The organism is Streptomyces sp. NPDC097129 (genome assembly GCF_055668065.1).
The window spans coordinates 290,892-314,051 of sequence record NZ_JBVOQE010000004.1 but is presented as its reverse complement, the minus strand read 5'-3'; the positions used below and the strand labels follow the sequence as shown (position 1 = coordinate 314,051).

Below are 23,160 nucleotides of genomic sequence, written 5' to 3'. Positions count from 1 at the left end.
CCTAGGGCGATGCCCGGCTCAGCGCCCCCCGCGGCGGGGCTCGCGCCACATGGGCCACATCGTCGGGCCGTCGGGCAGGTCCAGCACGCCGTCCATGACGGTGAAGCCGAGGCGCTCGTACAGCACCCGGCTGCGCGCGTTGCTGGCCTCCAGATAGGCGGCCCGCCCTTCCTGGTCGCACCGCTCGAGGACGTGCCCGATCAGCGCGGTGCCCAGTCCCTCACCCTGCCGGTGCGGCGCGACGCCGATCATCCACAGGTAGGCGTGCGGGCGGTCCACGGGGTGGATACCGGCCGTCAGCCGTCCGATCAGCTCCACCCGCTCGTTGGCCGAGTCCACGGCCCGGCGCAGCTCGGCGGGACCGTCGTCCCCGGCGTCGTCCTGCTCGCCACCGGGCACGGACAGCCACAGTGCGCATGCCGCCCCGTCATCGGTGACGTCGATCCAGCCGTCACCGAGGGCGATGTCGGTGAACGCGGCCATGAGCCGGTGATGGGTGCCGCGCCGGTACTCCTCGTCCGGGAACACCCAGGCGCTGACCGGATCCTCATGAAAGGCCTCGTCCAGCAGTCGTACGACCGTCCCCCGGTCGTCGGCTCCCGCCCGCCGTATCGCCACGCCCATCCCGGCCCCCTTCAACGCGCCTGTGGTGTACGGGGGTTGACCCTATCCCGGACGCCACGGCGGTCACGGAAGGTGGGCAGGACAGGGCAGGGCAGGACAGGGCGCGGACGGTGGCGACGACGTACCTCGCACGAGCCCCGTACCCTCCCCTCCCCTCCCCTCCCGATGCGCCCGAGACGTCACGCACTGCGCCGGGTCACGAACTCCGCCAGGCTCAGCAGGCCCCCCGCCCGCTCCGGCTCCGGTACCGCGCGGGCCAGGGCGCAGACCGCGCGGGACATCCGGTCGGCGGCCTCCTGCTGCGCCCAGTCACGGCCACCGGCCCGCTCGACCGCCAGCGCCGTGCGCTCGACGTCCTCCGGGTCGAACGGCGCCCCGTACAACTCGGCCAGCCGGACGGCCGCCGTGGTGCCGGAGACGAGCGCCGCCACCACCGGCAGCGACTTCTTGCGCGCCGCGAGGTCCGCCCCGGCCGGCTTCCCCGTACGCCCGGGATCGCCCCAGATCCCGATCACGTCGTCGATGAGCTGGAACGCGAGCCCGGCCTCACGCCCGAACCCGTCCAGCGCCTCGACGTCCTCGGCGGCCGCACCCGCGTACAGCGCGCCGACGGCACACGCGCACCCCAGCAACGCCCCCGTCTTGGCCTCGGCCATGGCGAGCACTTCGTCGAGGTCCACGTCCCCGGGCGATCGGCGCTCCAGCGTGGTGTCGGTGTGCTGCCCGACGCACAGTTCGACGACGCAGGACGCGAGCCGGGCGGCGGCCGCCGAGGACGCCGGATGCGGGTCCTCGGCGAGCAGCTTGAGTCCGAGCGCCTGGAGCGCGTCCCCCGCGAGGATCGCGTCGGCGTCGCCGAACACGGTCCATGCGGTCGGCCGGTGCCGGCGGGTGGCGTCGCGGTCCATCACGTCGTCGTGCAGCAGCGTGAAGTTGTGCACCAGCTCCACCGCCGCTGCCGCCCGCACCGCGCTGTCCCGGGCCGGTGTGCCGCCCAGGGCGTCGGCCGCCGCCAGCACGAGCGCGGGACGCAGGGCCTTGCCCGTGGGGCCCGCCGCCGGGCTGCCGTCCGGCTGCTCCCACCCGAAGTGGTAGCGCGCGACGCGGCGCAGGGGCCCCGGCAGGGACTCGATCGCCGCGCGCAGCTCGGGGTCGACCAGGGTCCTCGTGTGCTCCAGGAGCGCCGCCGCCTCGGCTGGGTCGGCCGGCCCCGCCGGTCCGCCCTGGGCAGGCAGCGCGGCCGAAGGGTGTGCCCGCCCCGCGGAGGGGCGGGCACGGTGGCCCTGGAGGGGAAGGGTCACCGCCAGCGGCCGATCTCGACGTTCTCCAGCACGCCCAGCGCGTCCGGCACGAGCACCGCGGCCGAGTAGTAGGCCGTGACCAGGTACTTGATGATCGCCTGCTCGTTGATGCCCATGAACCGCACGGACAGGCTCGGCTCGATCTCGTCCGGGATGCCCGACTGCCGCAGACCGATGACGCCCTGGTCCTGCTCGCCGAGACGCATCGCGATGATGGAGGTGGTGCGCGCCTCGGTCACCGGGATCTTGTTGGACGGGTAGATGGGCACGCCCCGCCAGGTCGGGATGCGGTTGCCGCCCACGTCGATGGTTTCCGGGACCAGTCCGCGCTTGTTCAGCTCGCGCCCGAACGCGGCGATCGCGCGCGGGTGGGCGAGGAACATCTTGGTGCCACGCCGCCGGCTGAGGAGCTCGTCCATGTCGTCGGGGCTGGGCACGCCGTCGTGCGGCTGGATCCGCTGGTCGTACTCGCAGTTGTGGAGCAGGCCGAACTCCCGGTTGTTGACCAGCTCGTGCTCCTGGCGCTCCTTCAACGCCTCGACGGTGAGCCGCAGCTGCTGCTCGGTCTGGTTCATCGGCTGGTTGTACAGGTCGGCCACGCGCGAGTGGATGCGCAGGACGGTCTGGGCGATGCTCAGTTCGTACTCGCGGGGCCGGCTCTCGTAGTCGACGAAGGTGTGCGGGATGTCCGGCTCGCCGGAGTGGCCGGCGGCCAGCTCGACCTCCTTCTCCCCGTACTTGTTGGTGCGCTGGGCCGGGATGGAGCGTGCCTGCCGGAGCTGTTCGCGCAGCGTCTCCGCGCGCTCGGCGACCTGCTCGACGTCCTGGCGGGACAGGATCAGTACCGTGCACGCGGTGTCCGCGCGGGCCGTGTACTCCCAGATGGCGTCGCCGGCCAGCAGCGCCTGCTCGCCGAAGTAGGCGCCGTCGGCGAGCACGCCGAGGACCTGGTCGTCGCCGTACGGGCCGGTGCCGACCTTCTCCACCCTGCCGTGGGCCAGCAGGTAGACCTCCTCGGCCCGGCTGCCGAAGGAGGCGATCACCTCGCCGGCGGCGAAGTCGTGCTGCCGGCAGCGCTGCGCCAGCTCCGACAGCACCTCGTCGTCGTCGTACGCCCGGAGGGCGGGCAGCTCGCCCAGTTCGGCGGGGATGACCTCGACGCGGTCACCGGTCTTCACGAACGTGATGCGGCCGTCGCCGACCGTGTAGGTCAGCCGCCGGTTCACCCGGTACGTGCCGCCCTGCACGTCCACCCATGGCAGCAGCCGCAGCAGCCAGCGCGAGCTGATCTCCTGCATCTGCGGCACGGACTTGGTAGTGGTGGCCAGGTTCCGCGCGGCCGCGGTGCCGAGGCTCTGCTGCGGCCTGGTGTCTTCGGTGCGGACCTCTTCGCCTACCGACATAGAGAATTGCCCTCCCAGTGCTGCACTGGCTCCGAATTGCGCCAGGCATCCATCTGCTGACCAGGCTCCCATCACGGAGCGTGCCGGTGCTATTACACGAAAGAGCGGGGTTGGATCACAGCCGGGTGGGAAGACTCAACAGCCCTCCCGCCCGCCTCGCCTCAGCTCGGCATGTCCGGATCGGCTCGCACACCGTACGAACGATGTCGTCCGGCTCGTCCGGTTTCGGTACAAGCGGGGTACGACGGCGGCCGCGGCCCGTGGCCCCGGGACAGCAGCACGAAGGAGGCGGCATGGCCTCACCCCTGTCCGCGAGCGACTTCCTCACCGCACTGCGAGCCGAGGGCCTGGAGGTCGTCGAGGTCGGCGACTGGAGGAATCACAATCGCAACCACAAAGGCCCCTGGGGGCCGGTGCACGGCGTGATGATCCATCACACGGTGACCCGGGGCGGCGCGCGCACGGTGGAGCTCTGCCGGGACGGCCGCCCCGGGCTGCCGGGGCCGCTGTGCCACGGCGTCATCACCAAGGACGGCACGGTCCATCTGGTCGGCTACGGCCGCGCCAACCACGCCGGCCCGGGCGACGACGACGTTCTGCGCGCGGTGATCGCGGAGAAGGCGCTGCCGCACGACGACGAGGCGAACACCGGCGGCAACCGCCATTTCTACGGCTTCGAGTGCGAGAACCTCGGCGACGGCGAGGACCCCTGGCCCGAGGCCCAGCTGGTGGCGATCGAGAAGGCCGCGGCCGCGATCTGCCGCCGGCACGGCTGGACCCAGCGGTCGGTCATCGGCCACCTGGAGTGGCAGCCGGGGAAGGTGGACCCGCGGGGCTTCACGATGGCGTGGCTGCGGGATCGGGTCGGCGACCGCCTGAAGTGAGCGGGGCACGGCGAGCCGAACGGGACGGGCGTTCGACAATGGTGTCGTGACCAGCCTGGACGCCCTCCGCCCCCGCTTGCCCTCTCCCCTTCAGGAGGCGGCGGACGACCGTTTCGCCCGGCACGGCGTCCGCCTGCTGCTCAAACGCGACGACCTGATCCACTCGGAGCTGATCGGCAACAAGTGGCGCAAGCTGGCGCCCAATCTCGACGCGGCGGCCGGGCGGCCGATCGTGACGTTCGGCGGCGCGTACTCCAACCATCTGCGGGCCACTGCCGCCGCGGGCCGGCTCCTCGGCGTGCCCACGATCGGCGTGGTCCGCGGCGAGGAACTGGCCCGGCTCCCCCGCAACCCGTCCCTCACCCGCTGCGCCGCCGACGGTATGCGGCTGCACTTCGTCGACAGGTCGACGTATCGCCGTAAGACGGAACCGGACATTCTTGCCGCGGTGCTGGACGCCGTGGACGCCCGTGACGCCCATGTCGTCCCCGAGGGCGGCAGCAACGCGGCGGCCGTGCGCGGATGCGTCGCGCTCGGTGCGGAACTGCGCGGGAGCGCCGAGGTGGTCGCCCTCGCCTGCGGCACCGGCGGCACGCTGGCCGGGCTGGCCGCCGGGCTGGGTCCCGGGCAGCGCGCGGTGGGCGTCCCCGTCCTCAAGGGCGGTTTCCTGCACGACGACATCCGGGCGTTGCAGGAGCGGGCCTTCGGCGGTCAGCGCGGCAGCTGGCTGCTGGACGACAGGTTCCACTTCGGCGGCTACGCGCGCGTGCCCGCCGCACTCGACGCCTTCGCGGACGACTTCGAGGACCGCCATGCGCTGCCCGTCGAACGCCTCTATGTCGCCAAGATGCTGTACGGACTCCTCACCCTCACCGAGGAGGGCGCGTTCCCCAGGGGCACGACGGTCGCGGCGGTGATCACCGGCCGCCCGTTCCCCGGGTGAGGCGCCCCGAGAAAGGCACCGGCCCCGGGTGACGCGCCGCCCCGAGACAGGGCTCCGCCCGGAGACGGGGCTCCGCCCGGAGACGGGGTTCCGCCCGGAGACGGGGTTCCGCCCGGAGGCGGAATTCCGCCCGGAGACCAGCTACGTCGCCTCCCGGTAGGCCGCCGCCTCCTCCAGGTCCAGCCGTCGCAGCAGGGCGCGCAGCATCTCGTCGTCGATGTAGCGGCCGTCGCGCAGCTTCACGAAGACCTCGCGCTCGGCGCCGATCATCTCGCTGGACAGCCGCCGGTAGGTGTCGTCGGCGGTCTCGCCGGTGACCGGGTTGACCTGGCCGAGGCGTTCCCACACGGCGTTGCGGCGGCGCTCCAGGACACTGCGCAGCCGGTCGGCGAGCGGTGGCGGCAGCGCGTTGCGCTCGTCGGCCAGGAGGTCGTCGAGGCGCTGCTCGGCGACGCGGGAGGCCTGCGCCTGGGCGTTGGCCTCGGCGAGGGTCTCGGCCTGCGCGTCGCGGCCGGGGAACTTCAGCAGGCGGATCAGCGGCGGCAGGGACAGGCCCTGCACCACGAGGGTGCCGATGACCGTGGTGAAGGTCAGGAAGAGGACGAGGTTGCGGTGCGGGAAGGGGCCGCCGTCGTGCAGGTGGAGCGGGATGGAGAAGGCGATGGCCAGGGAGACCACGCCGCGCATCCCGGCCCAGGCGATGACCACCGGCCCGCGCCAGGTCGGGTTCTCCTCGCGGGCGCGGATGCGCGGCGAGAACAGCCGGGGCAGGAAGGTCGCCGGGTACACCCACAGGAAGCGGACCGCGACGACCACGAGGAACAGGGCGACGGCGTACCAGACGGCATCGACGCCCCGGTACTCCCCGAGGCCCCGCAGGACGACCGGCAGCTGCAGTCCGATGAGCGCGAACACGGCCGACTCCAGGACGAAGGCGACCATCTTCCACACCGCCTCCTCCTGCAGCCGGGTGGCGAAGTCGACCTCCCAGTTCCGGTGGCCGAGGTAGAGGGCGACGACGACCACGGCGAGCACGCCCGACGCGTGGACCTGCTCGGCCGCCGCGTACGCGACGAACGGGATGAGCAGGGACAGCGTGTTCTGCAGCAGGGGTTCCCTGAGGTGGGTGCGCAGCCAGTGGATCGGCGCCATCAGGATCAGGCCCACCACCACGCCGCCGACCGCCGCGAGCAGGAACTCTCCGATCCCGCCGGCCCAGGACGCGCCCTCGCCGACGGCCGCGGCGAGCGCCACCTTGTAGGCGGTGATCGCGGTGGCGTCGTTCAGCAGGGACTCGCCCTGGAGGATGGTGGTGATCCGCGAGGGCAGTCCGACCCGGCGCGCCACCGCCGTCGCCGCCACCGCGTCCGGCGGCGCGACGACCGCGCCGAGCACCAGCGCCGCGGTCAGCGGCAGCCCCGGCACCAGGACGTACGCGGCCCAGCCGACGACGACCGTCGCGAACAGGACGTAGCCGACCGACAGCAGCGCCACGGGCCGCATCTGCGCCCTGAGGTCCAGGTAGGAGCTGTCGACGGCGGAGGTGTACAGCAGTGGTGGCAGCAGCAGGGGCAGGACGACGTCGGGGGCGAGCCGGTAGTCGGGGATGCCGGGGACGTAGGAGACCGCGAGGCCTGCCGCGACCAGCAGCAGGGGTGCCGGCACCGGGGTGCGCCGGGCGGCCGCGGCCACCGCCGCACTGCCCGCCACCAGCAACAGCAGTGGCATCACGTCCATCGTCCTCGCCCACCCTCGTTGTTCGCGCCGCTCGCCGCACGCCCGTCGTAACCTGGCAATCATGAAACAGTGCACGCACGCCGACGCGCTGCCGCGTCCGGAACCGACTCCGCTCAGCGAGACGTGTCCGGAGTGCCTGCGGGACGGCACCCACCCGGTGCAGCTGCGGTTGTGTCTGACGTGCGGCCACGTGGGCTGCTGCGACTCCTCGCCGAACCGGCACGCCACCGGGCACCACAAGGACACCGGTCACCCGGTGATGCGGACCTTCGAACCCGGCGAGGACTGGCGCTGGTGCTTTGTCGACCACGTGCTGGTGTGAGCGGGCCGGACAGCGGTGCGAGCCGCCGCCCACGGCCCCGCGCGGACGGAAAAGAAGCCATGGGAGGCGACCGGAAGGGGCTGTACCAGGTACGGTTCGAGCGTCTGACGCCTGGGTACGTCAATCCGGCGCGCGCTGTTCCCAATTGGGCCCGCACACCCCCTAGCCACGGAGCGTATCCGGAGCTTTACTATGAGTGACGGCAAGGGGTTGGGGCCCCGGGACAGGAAACTTCTGGGCGCGATAGCGTCACCGCAGTACCACACGTCGCGTTGACCCGGGGGGCGACCCTCGGCCCCGAACAGCTTGTACCACCTTGGAGGTGAGGGTGTCCCAGATCGCAGGCGAGCCCGCGGTGAACCAGGACTTCGTGGAGGTCCGGCTGCCGGCTGCGGGTGCCTACCTGTCGGTGCTGCGGACGGCCACGGCCGGTCTCGCGGCCCGCTTGGACTTCACCCTGGACGAGATCGAGGACCTGCGCATCGCCGTGGACGAGGCCTGCGCGATCCTCCTGCAGCAGGCCGTGCCGGGCTCGGTGCTCTCCTGCGTCTTCCGGCTCGTCGACGACTCACTCGAGGTCACCGTCTCGGCGCCGACCACGGACGGGCACGCCCCCTCGCGGGACACCTTCGCCTGGACCGTCCTGTCCGCTCTCGCGGGCAAGGTCTCCTCCGCCGTGGACGAGGACAAGACCGTTTCGATCAGCCTCTACAAACAGCGCGGCGCGGGACCCGGGCCGGCGTGAGGAACGGGGACGGGCCGGTGCGGGACGAAGAGCGCGGCATCAGGGAACTGCCGCCCGAGAACGCCCTGGGCGCTCAGGGTGGATCCCGGCGTACGGCGGACGGCATCGACGGCATCCCCGAGCAGGCCCGGCCGCACCCGGAGGACGAGTCCTCCCGGGCCGGGGCCGTGGACGCCGGTCTGCGGGGCACCGCCGACGGCGGCCCGCGGGAGAGCGAAGGCGCCGGACGGGGCACGCCCCGCGGCCGGCGGAACGGGGGCACCCCTGTCCCAGCGGAAGCCGGGGCTCGGGGCAGGGCAACGGGCGGGACGATGAGCGAGCACGAGCGAGACGCCGAGGAACAGGCGCCGGACGGGCAGGCCGCGCGCACAGTGCGGGCCCCGGACGGGCAGCCCGTGCGCGAGGTGCAGGCCCCGAACGGGCAGCCCGTGCGCGAGGTGCGGTTCACGCAGCACGGCCCGCAGGACCGCAGCGGGGCGCGGGCGATGTTCATCGAGCTGCGCGGCCTGAAGGAGGGCAGCCCGGAGTACGCCGAGCTGCGCAACAAGCTTGTCCGGATGCACCTGCCGCTCGTCGAGCATCTCGCGCGCCGCTTCCGTAACCGCGGCGAGCCGCTCGACGACCTCACCCAGGTCGCCACCATCGGGCTAATCAAGTCCGTCGACCGCTTCGACCCGGACCGCGGTGTGGAGTTCTCCACGTACGCGACCCCCACGGTCGTCGGCGAGATCAAGCGGCACTTCCGCGACAAGGGCTGGGCGGTGCGGGTGCCGCGCCGGCTCCAGGAGCTGCGGCTGTCGCTGACGACGGCCACGGCGGAGCTGTCCCAGCTGCACGGCCGCTCGCCCACGGTCCACGAGCTCGCCGAGAAGCTGGGGATCTCGGAGGAGGAGGTCCTGGAGGGCCTGGAGTCGGCCAACGCCTACTCCACCCTGTCCCTGGACGTCCCCGACACCGACGACGAGTCCCCGGCGGTCGCCGACACCCTGGGCGCCGAGGACGAGGCGCTGGAGGGTGTGGAGTACCGGGAGTCGCTCAAGCCGCTGCTGGAGGGCCTCCCGCCGCGCGAGAAGCGGATCCTGCTGCTGCGTTTCTTCGGCAACATGACCCAGTCGCAGATCGCGCAGGAGGTCGGCATCTCGCAGATGCACGTGTCCCGGCTGCTGGCGAGGACACTGGCGCAGCTGCGGGAGAAGCTGCTCGTGGAGGAGTGACCGGCGCTTCGGCGTCGGTGACGGCTCCCGGTGCGGGCGCGAGCGCCCACGGGAGCCGTCGCCGTCACTTCTGCGCGCCGGGCCCCCTGATGCCGAGAGCCCGGGTCGTCTCGCCGTTGACCAGCAGGACCAGCGCGGCGACGGCGGCGGCGGTGAGCGCGATGCCCGCCGGGATGGCGGCGCCGTCGGCGTGGATCAGGTTGTAGGCCACCGGCAGCGCGATGATCTGCGTGATGACGGCGGGGCCGCGGCTCCAGCTGCGGCGGGCCAGCAGTCCGCGGGCGGCGAGCAGCGGCAGCATCGCGAGGACGACGATCGTCACCCCGCCGGTCACGGCCTGCTGCCGGTCGTCGGGGGCGCCGGTCAGAGCGAGGACGAGCATCCACACCCCGCCGGCGAGCAGCGCCAGCCCTTCGAGGCCGGCGAGCATCGCGGCGTACGTCAGACGACGCGGGCGCGGGCCGGCGGTGTCCGGGGTCTGCGTGGGGGTGGGGGTCTGCTCACTGCTCACCCCTGAAGGGTAGCCCGCACCCGACGCGTCCCCGGGGCGAGCCTCACCGGCACACCGCGCGTCGAGGTGTGTCTCCTCTTACCTGTTCCCTACCTCGCCCTCGTACGAGTACCGCTCAGTAGGTACGCTGCACGTCATGCGTGCACTTCTCGTGGTCAACCCGGCGGCAACCACTACCAGTGCGCGCACCCGTGACGTGCTCCTGCACGCACTCGCCAGCGAGATGAAGCTGGAGGCGGTCACCACCGAGTACCGCGGGCACGCGCGCGACCTGGGCCGGCAGGCCGCGCTCGGCGACGACATCGACCTGGTCGTGGCGCTCGGCGGCGACGGCACGGTCAACGAGGTGGTCAACGGCCTGCTGCACGCCGGTCCCGATCCGGCGCGGCTGCCGGGCCTCGCGGTGGTGCCGGGCGGTTCCACGAACGTCTTCGCCCGCGCGCTGGGCCTGCCCAACGACGCCGTGGAGGCGACGGGCGCTCTGCTGGACGCGCTGCGCGAGGGCAGCGAGCGCATGGTGAGCCTCGGTCTGACCTCGGGCACGCCGGGCACGCCGGACGAGGCGGTGCCGCAGCGCTGGTTCACCTTCAACGCCGGGCTCGGCTTCGACGCGGGTGTGGTCGGCCGGGTGGAGCAGCACCGCGAGCGCGGCAAGAAGTCGACGCACGCGCTGTACGTACGGCAGGTGGTGCGTCAGCTGCTCGGCGAGTCCCATCGCCGGCACGGCTCCATCACGCTGGAGCGGGAGGGCGAGGAGCCGCTCACGGATCTCGTCCTGTCCATAGTCTCGAACACCTCGCCGTGGACGTTCCTCGGCAACCGCCCGATCTACGCCTCCCCGCAGGCCTCGTTCGACACGGGGCTCGATGTGTTCGGTCTGCGCCGCCTGTCGACGGCCGCGGTTGCCCGGTATGGCACCCAGTTGCTCACTTCGTCCCCGGAGCGCGGACCGCGCGGCAAGCACGCCGTCGCACTGCATGATCTGGACCGCTTCACCTTGCATTCGAAGGTGCCGCTGCCCCTCCAGATGGACGGTGACCATCTGGGGCTGCGTACCAGCGTGACGTTCACAGGTGTACGCCGTGCACTGCGTGTGATTGTGTGAGCAGAAAGGGCCAAAGTCCTTTCACTCGAACGTTTAGGCCAGGGTCCACCCCATGGAAGTACGGCTGTGACCTAGTCGACACCGAAGAATCAAAAAAAACTTTCCTGAAGGGGTTGTATCCGCCGCTGAGGTTTGCGAGTCTCTACGTGGCGATCGGGACGGCCCGCAAGACCGGCCTCCACTGATCACCAGAACCCCTCTCAAACACAGGACCACGCCGGGGAAGACTCGGCGATCGGCCCTTCACTTGTTGAGGGATTCGTGAAAGCGTTCACATTCACAAGCAACTTGCACAGTCATACCAAGGAGAGGTAGCAGCCATGGACTGGCGTCACAACGCCGTTTGCCGCGAGGAAGACCCCGAGCTCTTCTTCCCCATCGGCAACACCGGTCCTGCGCTGCTGCAGATCGAGGAAGCCAAGGCCGTCTGCCGTCGCTGCCCGGTGATCGAGCAGTGTCTGCAGTGGGCGCTCGAGTCCGGTCAGGACTCCGGCGTCTGGGGTGGTCTCAGCGAGGACGAGCGTCGCGCCATGAAGCGCCGCGCCGCCCGCAACCGGGCCCGTCAGGCCTCCGCCTGACCCCACCCCTGCTGACAGCCTGAGCTTGGCGGCGCGCACATCGCGTGCGCATCTCCCGCCCCCGAGCCGCAGCGCGCAGTGAACGAAGAAGTCGAGCACTAGCCTCGGACCAATGGCGGTCCGGGGCTTTTTGCTGTCCGCCGGCCGTTCCCCGGCCGCGCGGACGCCACCCTCAACCACCGTGTGGCGTGGGCCACTTACCCCGTATGACGAGGCCCACTCACTCTGCGTGACGACCGTGACGTCCGCTACTTCTGCGCCCGCACCGGGATGTCGAGGATCACCCGGGTGCCGCGCCCGGGGGCCGGGACCATGTCGAAGGTGCCGCCCAGCTCGCCCTCGACCAGGGTGCGGACGATCTGCAGCCCGAGGTTTCCGGCGGTGCGCGGATCGAACCCCTCCGGCAGACCGACCCCGTCGTCCTGGACGGTGACCAGCAGACGCGCCTCCTTCGAGGTGCCGCCGCGCACCGCCGAGACCTCGACCATGCCGGTGTCGCCCTCACGGAAGCCGTGCTCCAGGGCGTTCTGCAGGACCTCGGTGAGCGCCATCGACAGGGGCGTGGCGACCTCGGCGTCCAGGATGCCGAAACGCCCGGTGCGCCGGCCGGCGACCTTGCCCGGAGAGATCTCCGCGACCATGGACAGCACCCGGTCGGCGATCTCGTCGAACTCCACCCGCTCGTCCAGGTTCTGGGACAGCGTCTCATGCACGATGGCGATGGAGCCGACCCGGCGGACCGCCTCCTCCAGCGCCTCCCTGCCCCGGTCGGAGTCGATGCGCCGGGCCTGGAGCCGCAGCAGCGCCGCCACCGTCTGCAGGTTGTTCTTCACCCGGTGGTGGATCTCCCGGATGGTGGCGTCCTTGGTGATCAACTCACGCTCGCGGCGCCGCAGTTCCGTCACGTCCCGCAGCAGCACCAGCGAACCGATGCGTGTGCCCTTCGGTTTGAGCGGGATGGCCCGGAACTGGATGACCCCGTCGGTGGCCTCGATCTCGAACTCCCGCGGCGCCCAGCCGCTGGCGACCTTGGCGAGCGCCTCGTCCACCGGGCCGCGGGTCGGGGCGAGTTCGGCGGTGGTCTGGCCCAGGTGCTGGCCGACGAGGTCGGAGGCGAGGCCGAGCCGGTGGAAGGCGGACAGCGCGTTCGGGGAGGCGTACTGGACGATGCCGTCCGCGTCGAGCCGGATCAGGCCGTCGCCGACGCGCGGCGAGGCGTCCATGTCGACCTGCTGGTCGGGGAACGGGAAGGAGCCGGCCGCGATCATCTGGGCGAGGTCGGAGGCGCTCTGCAGATAGGTCAGCTCCAGCCGGCTCGGCGTGCGCACGGTGAGCAGGTTGGTGTTGCGGGCGATCACGCCGAGGACGCGGCCCTCCCGCCGTACGGGGATCGACTCGACCCGGACGGGGACCTCCTCGCGCCACTCCGGGTCGCCCTCGCGCACGATCCGGCCCTCGTCGAGCGCCACGTCCAGCATGGGGCGGCGGCCGCGCGGGACGAGGTGGCCGACCATGTCGTCCTGGTAGGAGGTGGGGCCGGTGTTGGGCCGCATCTGGGCGACCGAGACATACCGCGTGCCGTCGCGGGTGGGGACCCACAGGACCAGGTCGGCGAAGGAGAGGTCGGAGAGCAGCTGCCACTCCGAGACCAGCAGATGCAGCCACTCGAGGTCGGAGTCGCCGAGGGCGGTGTGCTGGCGGACCAGTTCGTTCATGGAGGGCACGGGTGCGAGCGTACCTGGCGGTTTGTACGGCCCTGAAATACACGGCGCCGAGCTGTGGCCGTGGGACGGGCGGCCCCGAAGACACCCGCGGGCCGCGGCGCCTGGGAGGGACCCTCAGCCCTCCCGGCACCGCAGCCCGGAGCAATATCGGCCACGGGGTGTGCGGTCCCGTTCGGCCGAAGGTGAGGAGCCGGGGCAGTCAGGGCAGAGAGCTCCGGTTCCTCGATCCGTCTTCCTGTGCGGGGAAGACGGAGGCTGTGTTCGCTGCGCTCGATCGTGGTCGCGCGCCCCTGAGGCATTGTTCGCGCGCCCCTGAGGCATTGTGGACTAGACCACTAGGCCTGTCCATGCGGCGGGACGAATCGCTCACGCAGCCCGTGTGAAGTTGATGCACCGCAGCCTAGCCCGCCCTGGTCAGCAACGGGGCCACACGGTCATGGCAAATTCCGCGACCGCTTCCAGTTCCTCCCGGCTCGCCCCGTCCCGTGCCTGCTGTGACATGCCCTGGACGACCGCAGAGGTGTGCCGGGCGAGCACGGCCGCGTCGGTGTCCGCCGGCAGCTCCCCCGCCGCGACCCCCTCGCGGATACGACGCTCGAAGGCGGCGATGTGGGCGTTGCGCACCCCGCGCAGGAACTCCTCCACCTCGGGGCTCGTGCAGTTGGTCGCCGCGTGGACGAACAGGCAGCCGTGCGGGTGCCCGGGGGCGGTGTAGCTGACGGCGGCCTCGCGCAGTATCCGCCGCACGGCCGATCGGGCGGTGGGCTCCTCCGCCAGAGCGCGCTCCCCGAAGGAGCCGTACGTCGCGCCGTACTGCCGGACCACCTCCTCGAAGAGGGAGCGCTTGTCACCGAACGCGGCGTACAGGCTCGGGGCGCCGATGCCCATGACGCGGGTCAGGTCGGAGACGGAGGTCGCCTCGTAGCCGCGCTCCCAGAAGGCCATGACCGCCTTCTCCAGCGCGGTCGCGCGGTCGAAGGCGCGGGGACGGCCGCGGGGACGGGGGGCGCGCCCCGCTGTGGCGCTGCCGTCGGCGGTCGCCCTGCCTGCTCGCTGCTCACCCGGTCGGTCACCCATGAGAGGGATTTTATAGCGGGCACTAGCGAAATGTCGGCGGGCCGTTGTACGGTCTTTTTGTAGCGACCGCTAGACAAATACCGGCGGCTGAGCAAATGACGACCGCTGGACAGAAGCGAGGGGGCGTGGAGATGGGCGTGCTTGAGGGCAGGACGGCTCTGGTCACGGGGGCGAGCCGGGGGATCGGCCGGGGCATCGCCGAGCGGCTGGCGCGGGACGGCGCGCGGGTCGGGGTGCATTACGGGAGCAACGAGGCGGCGGCGAAGGAGACGGTGGCCGCGATCGAGGCGGCCGGCGGCAGCGCGTTCGCGATCGGCGCCGAGCTGGGCATGCCCGGTGACGCCGAGGCGCTGTGGGAGGCCTTCGACCGGCATGCGGCGCAGGGTGTGGACATCCTGGTCAACAACGCGGGCGCGGCGTTCTTCGCGACCGTGAGCGAGACGGACGAGGAGTTGTTCGAGCGCGCGTACGCGATCAACGCCAAAGCGCCCTTCTTCACCATCAAGCACGGGCTGGACCGGCTGCGCGATCAGGGCAGGATCATCAACGTCACGGCGGCGACCCACCTCGGCATTCCGGGCATCGCCGCGACCCACATGGCCAAGGGCGCGGTCACGGCGCTGACCAGATCCCTCGCGGTGGAGCTGGCGCCGCGCGGCATCACCGTCAACGCTGTCGGGCCGGGGTTCGTCGAGACGGACCTGACGAGTGCGGTGCTCTCCGATCCGGGGCTGCGCGGGCACGCCGAGGCCGTCTCCGTCTTCGGGCGCGTCGGCACCGTGTCCGACGTGGCCGGCGTCGTGGCGTTCCTGGCCTCGCCCGACTCCCGCTGGGTCACCGGCCAGCACCTTGACGCCACCGGGGGGACGCTGCTGGGCCTGCACTAGAGGCCGGGGCGGTGGCGGGCGGGCAGTGGTGCGCAGACCCTGGGAAAGGGGCACCAGGCTCTGTTAGATTGGTCTAAACCACATTGCCCGATTCCGGGCACCGGGCCCCCGGCGGGTCACCCAGTGCCTCCCCCGGTCCCGGCCCCCCGGTCCCTCCCCGAGTCCCCTCTTCGAAACGGCAGGCCAGCGTGGAAGTTGTCATCGTCCCGGACGCCGAGGCGGGCGGCGAGCTCATCGCCGAGGCCCTGGCGCAGCTGCTGCGGCGCAAGCCCGACGCCCTGCTCGGCGTCGCCACGGGCTCGACCCCGCTGCCCATCTACCGGGCGCTGGAGACGAAGGTGCGCTCCGGCGCCGCGGACACCGCCCGGGCCCGGGTCGCCCAGCTCGACGAGTACGTGGGGCTGCCCGCCGAACACCCCGAGTCCTACCGCTCGGTGCTGCGACGCGAGGTGCTGGAGCCGCTCGGCATCGGCATGGAGCGGTTCCTGGGTCCGGACGGCACCGCCGAGGACGTGCAGGCGGCGTGCGAGGCGTACGACAGGGCGCTGGCCGGGGCCGGCGGGGTGGACCTCCAGCTCCTCGGGATCGGCACCGACGGGCACATCGGGTTCAACGAGCCGTGCTCCTCGCTGGCCTCCCGTACGCGGATCAAGACGCTGACCGAGCAGACCCGGGTGGACAACGCGCGCTTCTTCGACGGCGACATCGACCAGGTGCCGCACCACGTCATCACGCAGGGCATCGGCACCATCCTGGAGGCCCGTCACCTGGTCCTGCTGGCCACGGGCGAGGGCAAGGCGGACGCGGTGGCCGCGACCGTCGAGGGCCCGGTCGCGGCCGTCTGCCCGGCCTCCGCGTTGCAGCTGCACCCGCACGCGACGGTGGTCGTGGACGACGCCGCCGCGTCCAAGCTGAAGCTGGCGGACTACTTCCGGCACACGTACGCGAACAAGCCGGAGTGGCAGGGCATCTGACCGGACCGGACGCGGGCCGGGCGCGGGCCGGCTCGGGGGCCGGGGCCGGCTCGGGGCCAGGTGCATGAGCCGCCTCGCTGGACTAGACCAGCAGGGGCCCCGACGGTATACAGAGGAGATCACGGAGCGTGCGGGGCCGCCCACCGAGGTCACCGCGCACCAAGCCGTGCCACGATGTGAGCCCGCGGCCGATGGCGTGTCGGCCGCTTCGGCACCCGGAGCCGGGAAGGCAGAGCATGAGCACCGACGTCAGCAGTGCGGAGAACGACAGTGGCGCCACCGTCCGTACCGCGCGCGTGCCCAAGTACTACCGCCTGAAGAAGCACCTGCTCGACATGACCGAGACCATGCCGCCCGGCACCCCGGTCCCGCCGGAGCGGACGCTCGCGGCGGAGTTCGACACCTCGCGCACGACCGTCCGCCAGGCGCTGCAGGAGCTGGTGGTCGAGGGCCGGCTGGAGCGCATCCAGGGCAAGGGCACGTTCGTCGCCAAGCCGAAGGTGTCGCAGGCGCTGCAGCTGACGTCGTACACCGAGGACATGCGCGCCCAGGGCCTGGAGCCCACCTCGCAGCTGCTCGACGTCGGCTACATCACCGCCGACGACCGGCTCGCCGACCTGCTCGACATCACCGCCGGCGGCCGGGTCCTGCGCATCGAGCGGCTGCGCATGGCCAACGGCGAGCCGATGGCCATAGAGACCACCCACCTCTCGGCCAAGCGCTTCCCGGCGCTGCGCCGCTCCCTGGTGAAGTACACGTCCCTGTACACCGCGCTCGCCGAGGTCTACGACATCCACCTCGCCGAGGCCGAGGAGACCATCGAGACCTCGCTGGCCACCCCGCGCGAGGCCGGCCTGCTCGGCACCGACGTCGGCCTGCCGATGCTGATGCTCTCCCGGCACTCCTTCGACCGGCAGGGCGAGCCGGTGGAGTGGGTGCGGTCGGTGTACCGGGGGGACCGCTACAAGTTCGTGGCCCGTCTGAAGCGCCCGTAGGACGGCCCGTCACACCCCGCCGGGTCGCGGTCGGATAACGGTCCAGGCCGTCAACGCCCGTTATGCGGACGAGGGGTTCCGTTCCTGCTGCACCTGACCTAGATTTCCTGCGCATTGCACAGGTGATCAGTGAGGGGACGGAACCGCGCGATGTCGAATGCGCCAGATGTGTCCAGACCGGCGACGGTGACGCCCGTGCGCGTCGTCATCGCCCTCTGCCTTGTCGCGCCCTTCGTGGCGATGCTGTGGGTCGGGAGTTACGCCAAGGTGGATCCGGCGTTCATCGGGATCCCGTTCTTCTACTGGTACCAGATGCTGTGGGTGATCATCTCCACGGCGCTGACGGTGCTCGCCTACCAGCTGTGGCGCCGTGACCAGCGCGCCCGTGTCTCCCAGAAGGGCGGTGCGGACAAGTGAAGGACGGCGTGAACGGCGTCGCGCTCGGCGTCTTCATCTTCTTCTTCCTGCTCGTCACCGTGCTGGGCTTCCTGGCCGCGCGCTGGCGCAAGGCCGAGAACGAGCACAGCCTCGACGAATGGGGCCTGGGCGGACGGTCGTTCGGCACCTGGATCACCTGGTTCCTGCTCGGCGGCGACCTGTACACGGCGTACACGTTCGTCGCCGTGCCGGCGGCGATCTACGCGGCGGGGGCGTCCGGCTTCTTCGCGGTGCCGTACACGATCCTCGTCTACCCGCTGATCTTCACGTTCCTGCCCCGGCTGTGGTCGGTGTCGCACAAGCACGGGTACGTGACGACCTCGGACTTCGTGCGCGGCCGCTTCGGCTCCAAGGGGCTGTCGCTGGCGGTGGCGCTGACCGGCATCCTCGCGACGATGCCGTACATCGCGCTCCAGCTCGTCGGCATCCAGGCCGTGCTGGACGTGATGGGCGTCGGCGGTGGCGAGAACACGAACTGGTTCGTCAAGGACCTGCCGCTGCTGATCGCGTTCGGCGTGCTGGCGGCGTACACCTACTCCTCCGGTCTGCGGGCGCCCGCGCTGATCGCGTTCGTGAAGGACGCGCTGATCTACATCGTCATCGCGGTGGCGATCATCTACATCCCCATCAAGCTGGGCGGGTTCGACGACATCTTCGCCAAGGCGGGCCACGCGTTCAGCCAGGTCAACCCGGCCACCGGCAAGCCGCGCGGTGCCCTCGCCCCGGGGGAGGCCGGCCAGTGGACGTACGCGACGCTGGCGCTCGGCTCCGCGCTGGCGCTGTTCATGTACCCGCACTCGATCACCGCGACGCTGTCGTCCAGAAGCCGTGAGGTGATCCGGCGCAACACCACGATCCTGCCGCTGTACTCCCTGATGCTGGGCCTGCTCGCGCTGCTCGGGTTCATGGCGATCGCGGCCGGCGTCAAGGTGCAGAACGGCCAGCTGGCCATTCCGCAGCTGTTCGAGGACATGTTCCCGGACTGGTTCGCGGGCATCGCGTTCGCGGCGATCGGCATCGGCGCGCTGGTCCCGGCGGCGATCATGTCGATCGCGGCGGCGAACCTGTTCACGCGCAACATCTACAAGGACTTCATCAAGCAGGACGCCACGCCGAAGCAGGAGGCCCAGGTCTCCAAGATCGTGTCCCTGCTGGTGAAGGTGGGCGCGCTGGTCTTCGTCCTCACCATGGACAAGACGGTCGCCATCAACTTCCAGCTGCTGGGCGGCATCTGGATCCTGCAGACCTTCCCCTCCCTGGTCGGCGGTCTGTTCACGCGCTGGTTCCACCGCTGGGCGCTGCTGGCGGGCTGGGCGGTCGGCATGGCCTACGGCACGCTGGCCGCGTACGGGGTGGCCTCGCCGACGCAGAAGCACTTCGGCGGCTCCGCGAAGGAGATCCCCGGCATCGGCGAGATCGGCTACATCGGCCTGACGGCGTTCGTGCTGAACGTCGCGGTGACCGTGGTCCTCACGCTCGTTCTGAAGGCCGTGAAGGCCCCCGAGGGCGTCGACGAGACCAGCCCGGAGGACTACACGGCGGACGCCGGCGACCCGGGCGTCCAGACCGAACTCCCCCCGGCCACGGCGGGCGCGGGCCACTGACGCACGCCGGTCACTGAAGCGCGCCCCGAAGGGGCGCGGGGAACTGCGCGAGCAACCACGGGGCAACCCGCAGCGGGCCGCCGGAGGCAGATGCCACGGCGGCCCGCTGTCGTAGGGACTCCCTTCGCGGACGACCGGCCGGGGGTGACCCGCGCCCGCCGTAGGAGGACGACGCCCTCACCGGCACCGGCCGCAGGCGCACGGTGTCGGCGAGGCGCTCGTGCGGGCCTGCGTCGAGCGGGCCCGGGCCGTCGGCGGCTGCGGGCGGATCGTCCTGTCGACCCAGCGGACCATGCGCACCGCGCACCGCATCTACGCACGCCTGGGCTTCGTCCGTACGCCCGAACGGGACTGGAATCCCCTCCCGGAGCTCGACGACATCACCCTGCTCACCTACGAGCTGACGCTGTGAAGCCGACGGGACACAACATCTGGGGGTGAGACGACAGCCCGGCACTAGATGTATGCTCATGCTCGCTGTCGCCGCAGGGGAATCCGGTGCGAATCCGGAACTGTCCCGCAACGGTGTACTTGCGTGCTTCGCGCACGCCGGTTCAGTCCGAGGACCTGCCCACAGCGCACCCGGCCACCCGGCCGGCGTGCTCCGACGTCCGGGCCTCGCGGAATGGGCCGGTGGACGCGACGCCGCGTGCGCTCGTGTGCTGCCCCCTGCCCTCGCCGAGGCCCAAGTGCCGAGCGAGGGAGAGCCCCACGTGACCATCGCGCCAGCCGATCCGGCCTCAGCCACCGAGCCGGAGCAGGACGGTCCCGGTGCCGCGCTGCTGCGCACCCTGACCGAGCTGACCGCCGACCTCCCCGACACCGACCCCGGCCGGGTCGCCGCCGCCGCGCTGCGCGGCCGGTCGGCGCACGCCGACGAGGCGGAGCTGCGGGAGCTGGCCACGGAGGCCGCCGCCGGACTCATCTCCGAGGACCCCGCCTACTCGAAGCTCGCCGCCCGCCTGCTCACGCTCGCCATCCGCGCGGAGGCCGCCTCGCAGGGCGTCACGTCGTTCACCGGGTCGGTCGCCGTCGGCCACCGCGAGGGTCTCGTCGCCGACCGCACCGCCGCGTTCGTGACGCTGCACGCGGACCGCCTCGACGCCCTCGTCGACACCACCGCCGACGACCGGTTCGGCTACTTCGGCCTGCGCACGCTCCACAGCCGTTACCTGCTGCGGCACCCGATCACCCGCAAGGTGATCGAGACGCCCCAGCACTTCCTGCTGCGCGTGGCCGCCGGACTCGCCGAGGACGACACCCGCCGCTCCGTCGACGAGGTCGCGGCGCTCTACGGGCTGATGAGCCGCCTCGACTACCTGCCCTCCTCCCCCACCCTGTTCAACTCCGGCACCCGGCATCCCCAGATGTCGTCCTGCTACCTCCTCGACTCCCCGCTGGACGAGCTGGACTCCCTCTACGACCGCTACCACCAGGTCGCCCGGCTCTCCAAGCACGCCGGCGGCATCGGCCTGTCGTACTCCCGTATCCGCGGCCGCGGTTCGCTGATCCGCGGTACGAACGGGCACTCCAACGGCATCGTGCCGTTCCTGAAGACGCTGGACGCCTCGGTCGCCGCGGTGAACCAGGGCGGCCGGCGCAAGGGCGCGGCCGCGGTGTACCTGGAGACCTGGCACTCCGACATCGAGGAGTTCCTGGAGCTGCGGGACAACACCGGTGAGGACGCCCGCCGTACGCACAACCTGAACCTCGCGCACTGGATCCCGGACGAGTTCATGCGCCGGGTGGGCGCCGACGCGCAGTGGTCGCTGTTCTCGCCGTCGGACGTGCCGGAGCTGGTGGACCTGTGGGGCGAGGAGTTCGACGCCGCGTACCGCAAGGCGGAGGACGCGGGCCTGGCGAAGAAGACGCTGCCGGCCCGTGAGCTGTACGGCCGCATGATGCGCACCCTCGCGCAGACCGGCAACGGCTGGATGACCTTCAAGGACGCCGCCAACCGCACCGCCAACCAGACCGCGCTGCCCGGTCACGTCGTGCACTCCTCCAACCTGTGCACGGAGATCCTGGAGGTGACGGACGACAGCGAGACGGCGGTATGCAACCTCGGCTCGGTCAACCTCGGCGCCTTCGTGGACGGCGACGACATCGACTGGGAGCGGCTGGACGCCACCGTCCGCACCGCCGTCACCTTCCTCGACCGCGTCGTCGACATCAACTTCTACCCGACCGAGCAGGCGGGCCGTTCCAACGCCAAGTGGCGTCCGGTGGGCCTGGGCGCGATGGGCCTGCAGGACGTCTTCTTCAAGCTGCGGCTGCCGTTCGACTCCCCCGAGGCCAAGGCGCTCTCCACGCGGATCGCCGAGCGCATCATGCTCGCCGCGTACGAGGCGTCCGCCGACCTCGCCGAGCGCAACGGTCCGCTGCCGGCCTGGGAGAAGACCCGCACCGCGCGGGGTGTGCTGCACCCCGACCACTACGACGTGCAGCTGACCTGGCCGGAGCGCTGGGCGGCGCTGCGGGCCCGGATCGCCGGGACCGGCATGCGCAACAGCCTGCTGCTGGCCATCGCGCCGACCGCCACCATCGCCTCCATCGCGGGCGTGTACGAGTGCGTCGAGCCGCAGGTGTCGAACCTGTTCAAGCGCGAGACGCTGTCCGGCGAGTTCCTCCAGGTGAACACCTACCTGGTCGCCGAGCTGAAGAAGCTGGGGGTGTGGGACGCCCGCACCCGTGAGGCGCTGCGCGAGTCGAGCGGCTCGGTGCAGGACTTCGCCTGGATCCCCGAGGACGTCCGGCGGCTGTACCGCACGGCGTGGGAGATCCCGCAGCGCGGTCTGATCGACATGGCGGCGGCACGGACCCCGTTCCTCGACCAGGCCCAGTCCCTCAACCTCTTCCTGGAGACGCCGACGATCGGCAAGCTCTCCTCGATGTACGCCTACGCCTGGAAGTCCGGGCTGAAGACGACGTACTACCTGCGTTCGCGCCCCGCGACGCGCATCGCCCGCGCCGCCCAGGCGCAGGCCACCGTCCCCGTCCCCGTCCAGCAGGCGGCCCCCGAAGACGCCGTCGCCTGCTCCCTGGAAAACCCCGAGTCCTGCGAGGCCTGCCAGTAATGAGTACCCGTAACACCAACCTCCTCGACCCGGGCTTCGAACTGACCCTGCGCCCCATGCGCTACCCCGACTTCTACGAGCGCTACCGGGACGCGATCAAGAACACCTGGACCGTGGAGGAGGTCGACCTCCACTCGGACGTCGCCGACCTCGCGAAGCTGACGCCGAAGGAGCAGCACCTCATCGGCCGGCTGGTGGCGTTCTTCGCGACGGGTGACTCGATCGTCGCGAACAACCTGGTGCTGACGCTGTACAAGCACATCAACTCCCCCGAGGCGCGTCTGTACCTGTCGCGGCAGCTCTTCGAGGAGGCCGTGCACGTCCAGTTCTATCTGACGCTGCTGGACACCTATCTGCCCGACCCGGACGACCGCGCGGCCGCCTTCGACGCGGTGGAGAACATCCCGTCCATCCGGGAGAAGGCCGGCTTCTGCTTCAAGTGGATCAACGAGGTCGAGAAGCTGGAGCGCCTGGAGTCCAGGGCGGACCGGCGCCGCTTCCTGCTCAACCTCATCTGCTTCGCCGCGTGCATCGAGGGCCTGTTCTTCTACGGCGCCTTCGCCTACGTCTACTGGTTCCGCAGCCGGGGCCTGCTGCACGGTCTGGCCACCGGCACCAACTGGGTGTTCCGCGACGAGACGATGCACATGTCGTTCGCCTTCGACGTGGTCGACACCGTCCGCAAGGAGGAGCCGGACCTCTTCGACGAGGAGCTCGGGCAGCAGGTCACCGACATGCTGAGGGAAGCCGTGGAGGCCGAGCTGCAGTTCGCGCGCGACCTGTGCGGGGACGGCCTGCCGGGCATGAACACCGACTCGATGCGGCAGTACCTGGAGTGCGTCGCCGACCAGCGTCTCACCCGCCTCGGCTTCGCCCCGGTGTACGGCTCGCAGAACCCCTTCTCCTTCATGGAGTTGCAGGGCGTTCAGGAGCTGACCAACTTCTTCGAGCGGCGCCCGTCGGCGTACCAGGTCGCGGTGGAGGGCACCGTCGACCTGGACGAGGACTTCTGAGCCG

21 protein-coding genes, 1 pseudogene and 1 riboswitch are annotated in these 23,160 nt (G+C 71.2%); of the genes and pseudogenes, 15 read left to right on the top strand and 7 right to left on the bottom strand.

The genetic code is table 11. The features are described 5' to 3' along the window. Window positions 1–18: 18 nt before the first annotated feature. From AC0B9F_RS15250 to AC0B9F_RS15240, 3 genes are all read right to left on the bottom strand, one after another. Window positions 19–624 carry a GNAT family N-acetyltransferase gene (locus AC0B9F_RS15250; protein ID WP_472002642.1) on the bottom strand — a complete coding sequence of 202 codons (606 nt, stop codon included), beginning with the start codon at window positions 622–624 and terminating at the stop codon, window positions 19–21. Window positions 625–803: 179 nt separating this feature from the next. After that, complete coding sequence (locus AC0B9F_RS15245) at window positions 804–1,859, bottom strand: family 2 encapsulin nanocompartment cargo protein polyprenyl transferase (protein WP_472002980.1); 1,056 nt, start codon at window positions 1,857–1,859, stop codon at window positions 804–806. Window positions 1,860–1,921: 62 nt separating this feature from the next. Further along, window positions 1,922–3,328: a family 2B encapsulin nanocompartment shell protein gene (locus AC0B9F_RS15240; RefSeq protein ID WP_472002641.1), complete on the bottom strand. Its 1,407-nt coding sequence runs from the start codon at window positions 3,326–3,328 to the stop codon at window positions 1,922–1,924. A 293-nt stretch (window positions 3,329–3,621) separates the two neighbouring features. Here AC0B9F_RS15240 and AC0B9F_RS15235 point away from each other — a divergent pair, with 293 nt between their 5' ends. Together AC0B9F_RS15235 and AC0B9F_RS15230 are read left to right on the top strand one after the other, a co-directional pair. Beyond that, window positions 3,622–4,212 carry an N-acetylmuramoyl-L-alanine amidase gene (locus AC0B9F_RS15235; protein ID WP_472002639.1) on the top strand — a complete coding sequence of 197 codons (591 nt, stop codon included), beginning with the start codon at window positions 3,622–3,624 and terminating at the stop codon, window positions 4,210–4,212. A 46-nt stretch (window positions 4,213–4,258) separates the two neighbouring features. Further along, window positions 4,259–5,155, top strand: coding sequence for a 1-aminocyclopropane-1-carboxylate deaminase/D-cysteine desulfhydrase (locus AC0B9F_RS15230; RefSeq protein WP_472002637.1), 897 nt, complete (start codon window positions 4,259–4,261; stop codon window positions 5,153–5,155). 141 nt (window positions 5,156–5,296) lie between these two features. On the opposite strand, the gene AC0B9F_RS15225 is transcribed toward AC0B9F_RS15230, so the two are convergent. Continuing rightward, window positions 5,297–6,892 (bottom strand): Na+/H+ antiporter, encoded by a 1,596-nt coding sequence (locus AC0B9F_RS15225; protein WP_472002635.1) that lies wholly within the window; start codon window positions 6,890–6,892, stop codon window positions 5,297–5,299. A 61-nt stretch (window positions 6,893–6,953) separates the two neighbouring features. On the opposite strand from AC0B9F_RS15225, the gene AC0B9F_RS15220 reads away from it, so the two are divergent. The 3 genes from AC0B9F_RS15220 to AC0B9F_RS15210 all read left to right on the top strand — a co-directional run bounded on the left by AC0B9F_RS15220 (window position 6,954) and on the right by AC0B9F_RS15210 (window position 9,173). After that, on the top strand, window positions 6,954–7,214 hold the full coding sequence (locus AC0B9F_RS15220) for a UBP-type zinc finger domain-containing protein (protein WP_472002633.1): 261 nt from the start codon (window positions 6,954–6,956) through the stop codon (window positions 7,212–7,214). Between the two features lie 328 nt (window positions 7,215–7,542). Next, the gene (locus AC0B9F_RS15215) at window positions 7,543–7,959 is read left to right on the top strand and encodes an ATP-binding protein (protein ID WP_103781358.1); all 417 of its coding nucleotides are present in this window, start codon (window positions 7,543–7,545) and stop codon (window positions 7,957–7,959) included. After that, entirely contained in the window at window positions 7,956–9,173 is a 1,218-nt protein-coding gene (locus AC0B9F_RS15210; protein ID WP_472002631.1) for an RNA polymerase sigma factor SigF, read from the top strand. Before AC0B9F_RS15215 ends, AC0B9F_RS15210 begins: the two co-directional genes overlap by 4 nt. A 64-nt stretch (window positions 9,174–9,237) precedes the next feature. Here AC0B9F_RS15210 and AC0B9F_RS15205 read toward each other — a convergent pair whose 3' ends face one another. Further along, on the bottom strand, window positions 9,238–9,684 hold the full coding sequence (locus tag AC0B9F_RS15205) for a hypothetical protein (RefSeq protein ID WP_472002629.1): 447 nt from the start codon (window positions 9,682–9,684) through the stop codon (window positions 9,238–9,240). Window positions 9,685–9,820: 136 nt separating this feature from the next. Here AC0B9F_RS15205 and AC0B9F_RS15200 point away from each other — a divergent pair, with 136 nt between their 5' ends. Further along, window positions 9,821–10,789, top strand: coding sequence for a diacylglycerol/lipid kinase family protein (locus AC0B9F_RS15200; RefSeq protein WP_472002627.1), 969 nt, complete (start codon window positions 9,821–9,823; stop codon window positions 10,787–10,789). Window positions 10,790–11,109: 320 nt separating this feature from the next. Continuing rightward, complete coding sequence (locus AC0B9F_RS15195; protein ID WP_003992873.1) at window positions 11,110–11,367, top strand: WhiB family transcriptional regulator; 258 nt, start codon at window positions 11,110–11,112, stop codon at window positions 11,365–11,367. A 248-nt stretch (window positions 11,368–11,615) separates the two neighbouring features. Here AC0B9F_RS15195 and AC0B9F_RS15190 read toward each other — a convergent pair whose 3' ends face one another. Continuing rightward, window positions 11,616–13,082, bottom strand: coding sequence for a sensor histidine kinase (locus AC0B9F_RS15190; protein ID WP_472002978.1), 1,467 nt, complete (start codon window positions 13,080–13,082; stop codon window positions 11,616–11,618). Window positions 13,083–13,505: 423 nt separating this feature from the next. After that, window positions 13,506–14,168 (bottom strand): TetR/AcrR family transcriptional regulator, encoded by a 663-nt coding sequence (locus AC0B9F_RS15185; protein WP_472002625.1) that lies wholly within the window; start codon window positions 14,166–14,168, stop codon window positions 13,506–13,508. A gap of 131 nt (window positions 14,169–14,299) precedes the next feature. Between AC0B9F_RS15185 and AC0B9F_RS15180 the strand changes: the two genes are divergently transcribed. From AC0B9F_RS15180 to AC0B9F_RS15145, 8 genes and pseudogenes are all read left to right on the top strand, one after another. Continuing rightward, window positions 14,300–15,055: an SDR family oxidoreductase gene (locus AC0B9F_RS15180; protein WP_472002623.1), complete on the top strand. Its 756-nt coding sequence runs from the start codon at window positions 14,300–14,302 to the stop codon at window positions 15,053–15,055. 188 nt (window positions 15,056–15,243) lie between these two features. Then, window positions 15,244–16,029 (top strand): glucosamine-6-phosphate deaminase, encoded by a 786-nt coding sequence (gene nagB, locus AC0B9F_RS15175; protein ID WP_472002621.1) that lies wholly within the window; start codon window positions 15,244–15,246, stop codon window positions 16,027–16,029. 236 nt (window positions 16,030–16,265) lie between these two features. Further along, window positions 16,266–17,024 carry a GntR family transcriptional regulator gene (locus AC0B9F_RS15170; RefSeq protein ID WP_472002619.1) on the top strand — a complete coding sequence of 253 codons (759 nt, stop codon included), beginning with the start codon at window positions 16,266–16,268 and terminating at the stop codon, window positions 17,022–17,024. A gap of 150 nt (window positions 17,025–17,174) precedes the next feature. Continuing rightward, the gene (locus AC0B9F_RS15165; protein ID WP_472002617.1) at window positions 17,175–17,441 is read left to right on the top strand and encodes a DUF3311 domain-containing protein; all 267 of its coding nucleotides are present in this window, start codon (window positions 17,175–17,177) and stop codon (window positions 17,439–17,441) included. Beyond that, complete coding sequence (gene mctP, locus AC0B9F_RS15160) at window positions 17,438–19,066, top strand: monocarboxylate uptake permease MctP (RefSeq protein WP_472002615.1); 1,629 nt, start codon at window positions 17,438–17,440, stop codon at window positions 19,064–19,066. Before AC0B9F_RS15165 ends, mctP begins: the two co-directional genes overlap by 4 nt. Before the next feature lie 193 nt (window positions 19,067–19,259). Beyond that, window positions 19,260–19,478, top strand: a pseudogene (locus AC0B9F_RS15155) (GNAT family N-acetyltransferase); the annotation flags it as partial. A 52-nt stretch (window positions 19,479–19,530) separates the two neighbouring features. Then, a riboswitch (cobalamin riboswitch) is annotated at window positions 19,531–19,655 on the top strand. 124 nt (window positions 19,656–19,779) lie between these two features. After that, on the top strand, window positions 19,780–22,143 hold the full coding sequence (locus AC0B9F_RS15150; protein ID WP_472002613.1) for a ribonucleoside-diphosphate reductase subunit alpha: 2,364 nt from the start codon (window positions 19,780–19,782) through the stop codon (window positions 22,141–22,143). Further along, window positions 22,143–23,156, top strand: coding sequence for a ribonucleotide-diphosphate reductase subunit beta (locus AC0B9F_RS15145; RefSeq protein WP_472002611.1), 1,014 nt, complete (start codon window positions 22,143–22,145; stop codon window positions 23,154–23,156). The genes AC0B9F_RS15150 and AC0B9F_RS15145 overlap by 1 nt, the downstream gene beginning before the upstream one ends. The last annotated feature ends 4 nt before the right edge of the window (window positions 23,157–23,160 follow it).

Excerpts from the sequence above, each read along its gene's own strand:
- AC0B9F_RS15250 (WP_472002642.1), bottom strand. The coding sequence starts at position 624 with ATGGGCGTGGCGATACGGCGGGCGGGAGCCGACGACCGGGGGACGGTC.
- AC0B9F_RS15240 (WP_472002641.1), bottom strand. The coding sequence starts at position 3,328 with ATGTCGGTAGGCGAAGAGGTCCGCACCGAAGACACCAGGCCGCAGCAG.
- AC0B9F_RS15235 (WP_472002639.1), top strand. The coding sequence starts at position 3,622 with ATGGCCTCACCCCTGTCCGCGAGCGACTTCCTCACCGCACTGCGAGCC.
- AC0B9F_RS15225 (WP_472002635.1), bottom strand. The coding sequence starts at position 6,892 with ATGGACGTGATGCCACTGCTGTTGCTGGTGGCGGGCAGTGCGGCGGTG.
- AC0B9F_RS15220 (WP_472002633.1), top strand. The coding sequence starts at position 6,954 with ATGAAACAGTGCACGCACGCCGACGCGCTGCCGCGTCCGGAACCGACT.
- AC0B9F_RS15200 (WP_472002627.1), top strand. The coding sequence starts at position 9,821 with ATGCGTGCACTTCTCGTGGTCAACCCGGCGGCAACCACTACCAGTGCG.
- AC0B9F_RS15195 (WP_003992873.1), top strand. The coding sequence starts at position 11,110 with ATGGACTGGCGTCACAACGCCGTTTGCCGCGAGGAAGACCCCGAGCTC.
- AC0B9F_RS15190 (WP_472002978.1), bottom strand. The coding sequence starts at position 13,082 with ATGAACGAACTGGTCCGCCAGCACACCGCCCTCGGCGACTCCGACCTC.
- AC0B9F_RS15185 (WP_472002625.1), bottom strand. The coding sequence starts at position 14,168 with ATGGGTGACCGACCGGGTGAGCAGCGAGCAGGCAGGGCGACCGCCGAC.
- AC0B9F_RS15180 (WP_472002623.1), top strand. The coding sequence starts at position 14,300 with ATGGGCGTGCTTGAGGGCAGGACGGCTCTGGTCACGGGGGCGAGCCGG.
- AC0B9F_RS15170 (WP_472002619.1), top strand. The coding sequence starts at position 16,266 with ATGAGCACCGACGTCAGCAGTGCGGAGAACGACAGTGGCGCCACCGTC.
- AC0B9F_RS15165 (WP_472002617.1), top strand. The coding sequence starts at position 17,175 with ATGTCGAATGCGCCAGATGTGTCCAGACCGGCGACGGTGACGCCCGTG.
- AC0B9F_RS15145 (WP_472002611.1), top strand. The coding sequence starts at position 22,143 with ATGAGTACCCGTAACACCAACCTCCTCGACCCGGGCTTCGAACTGACC.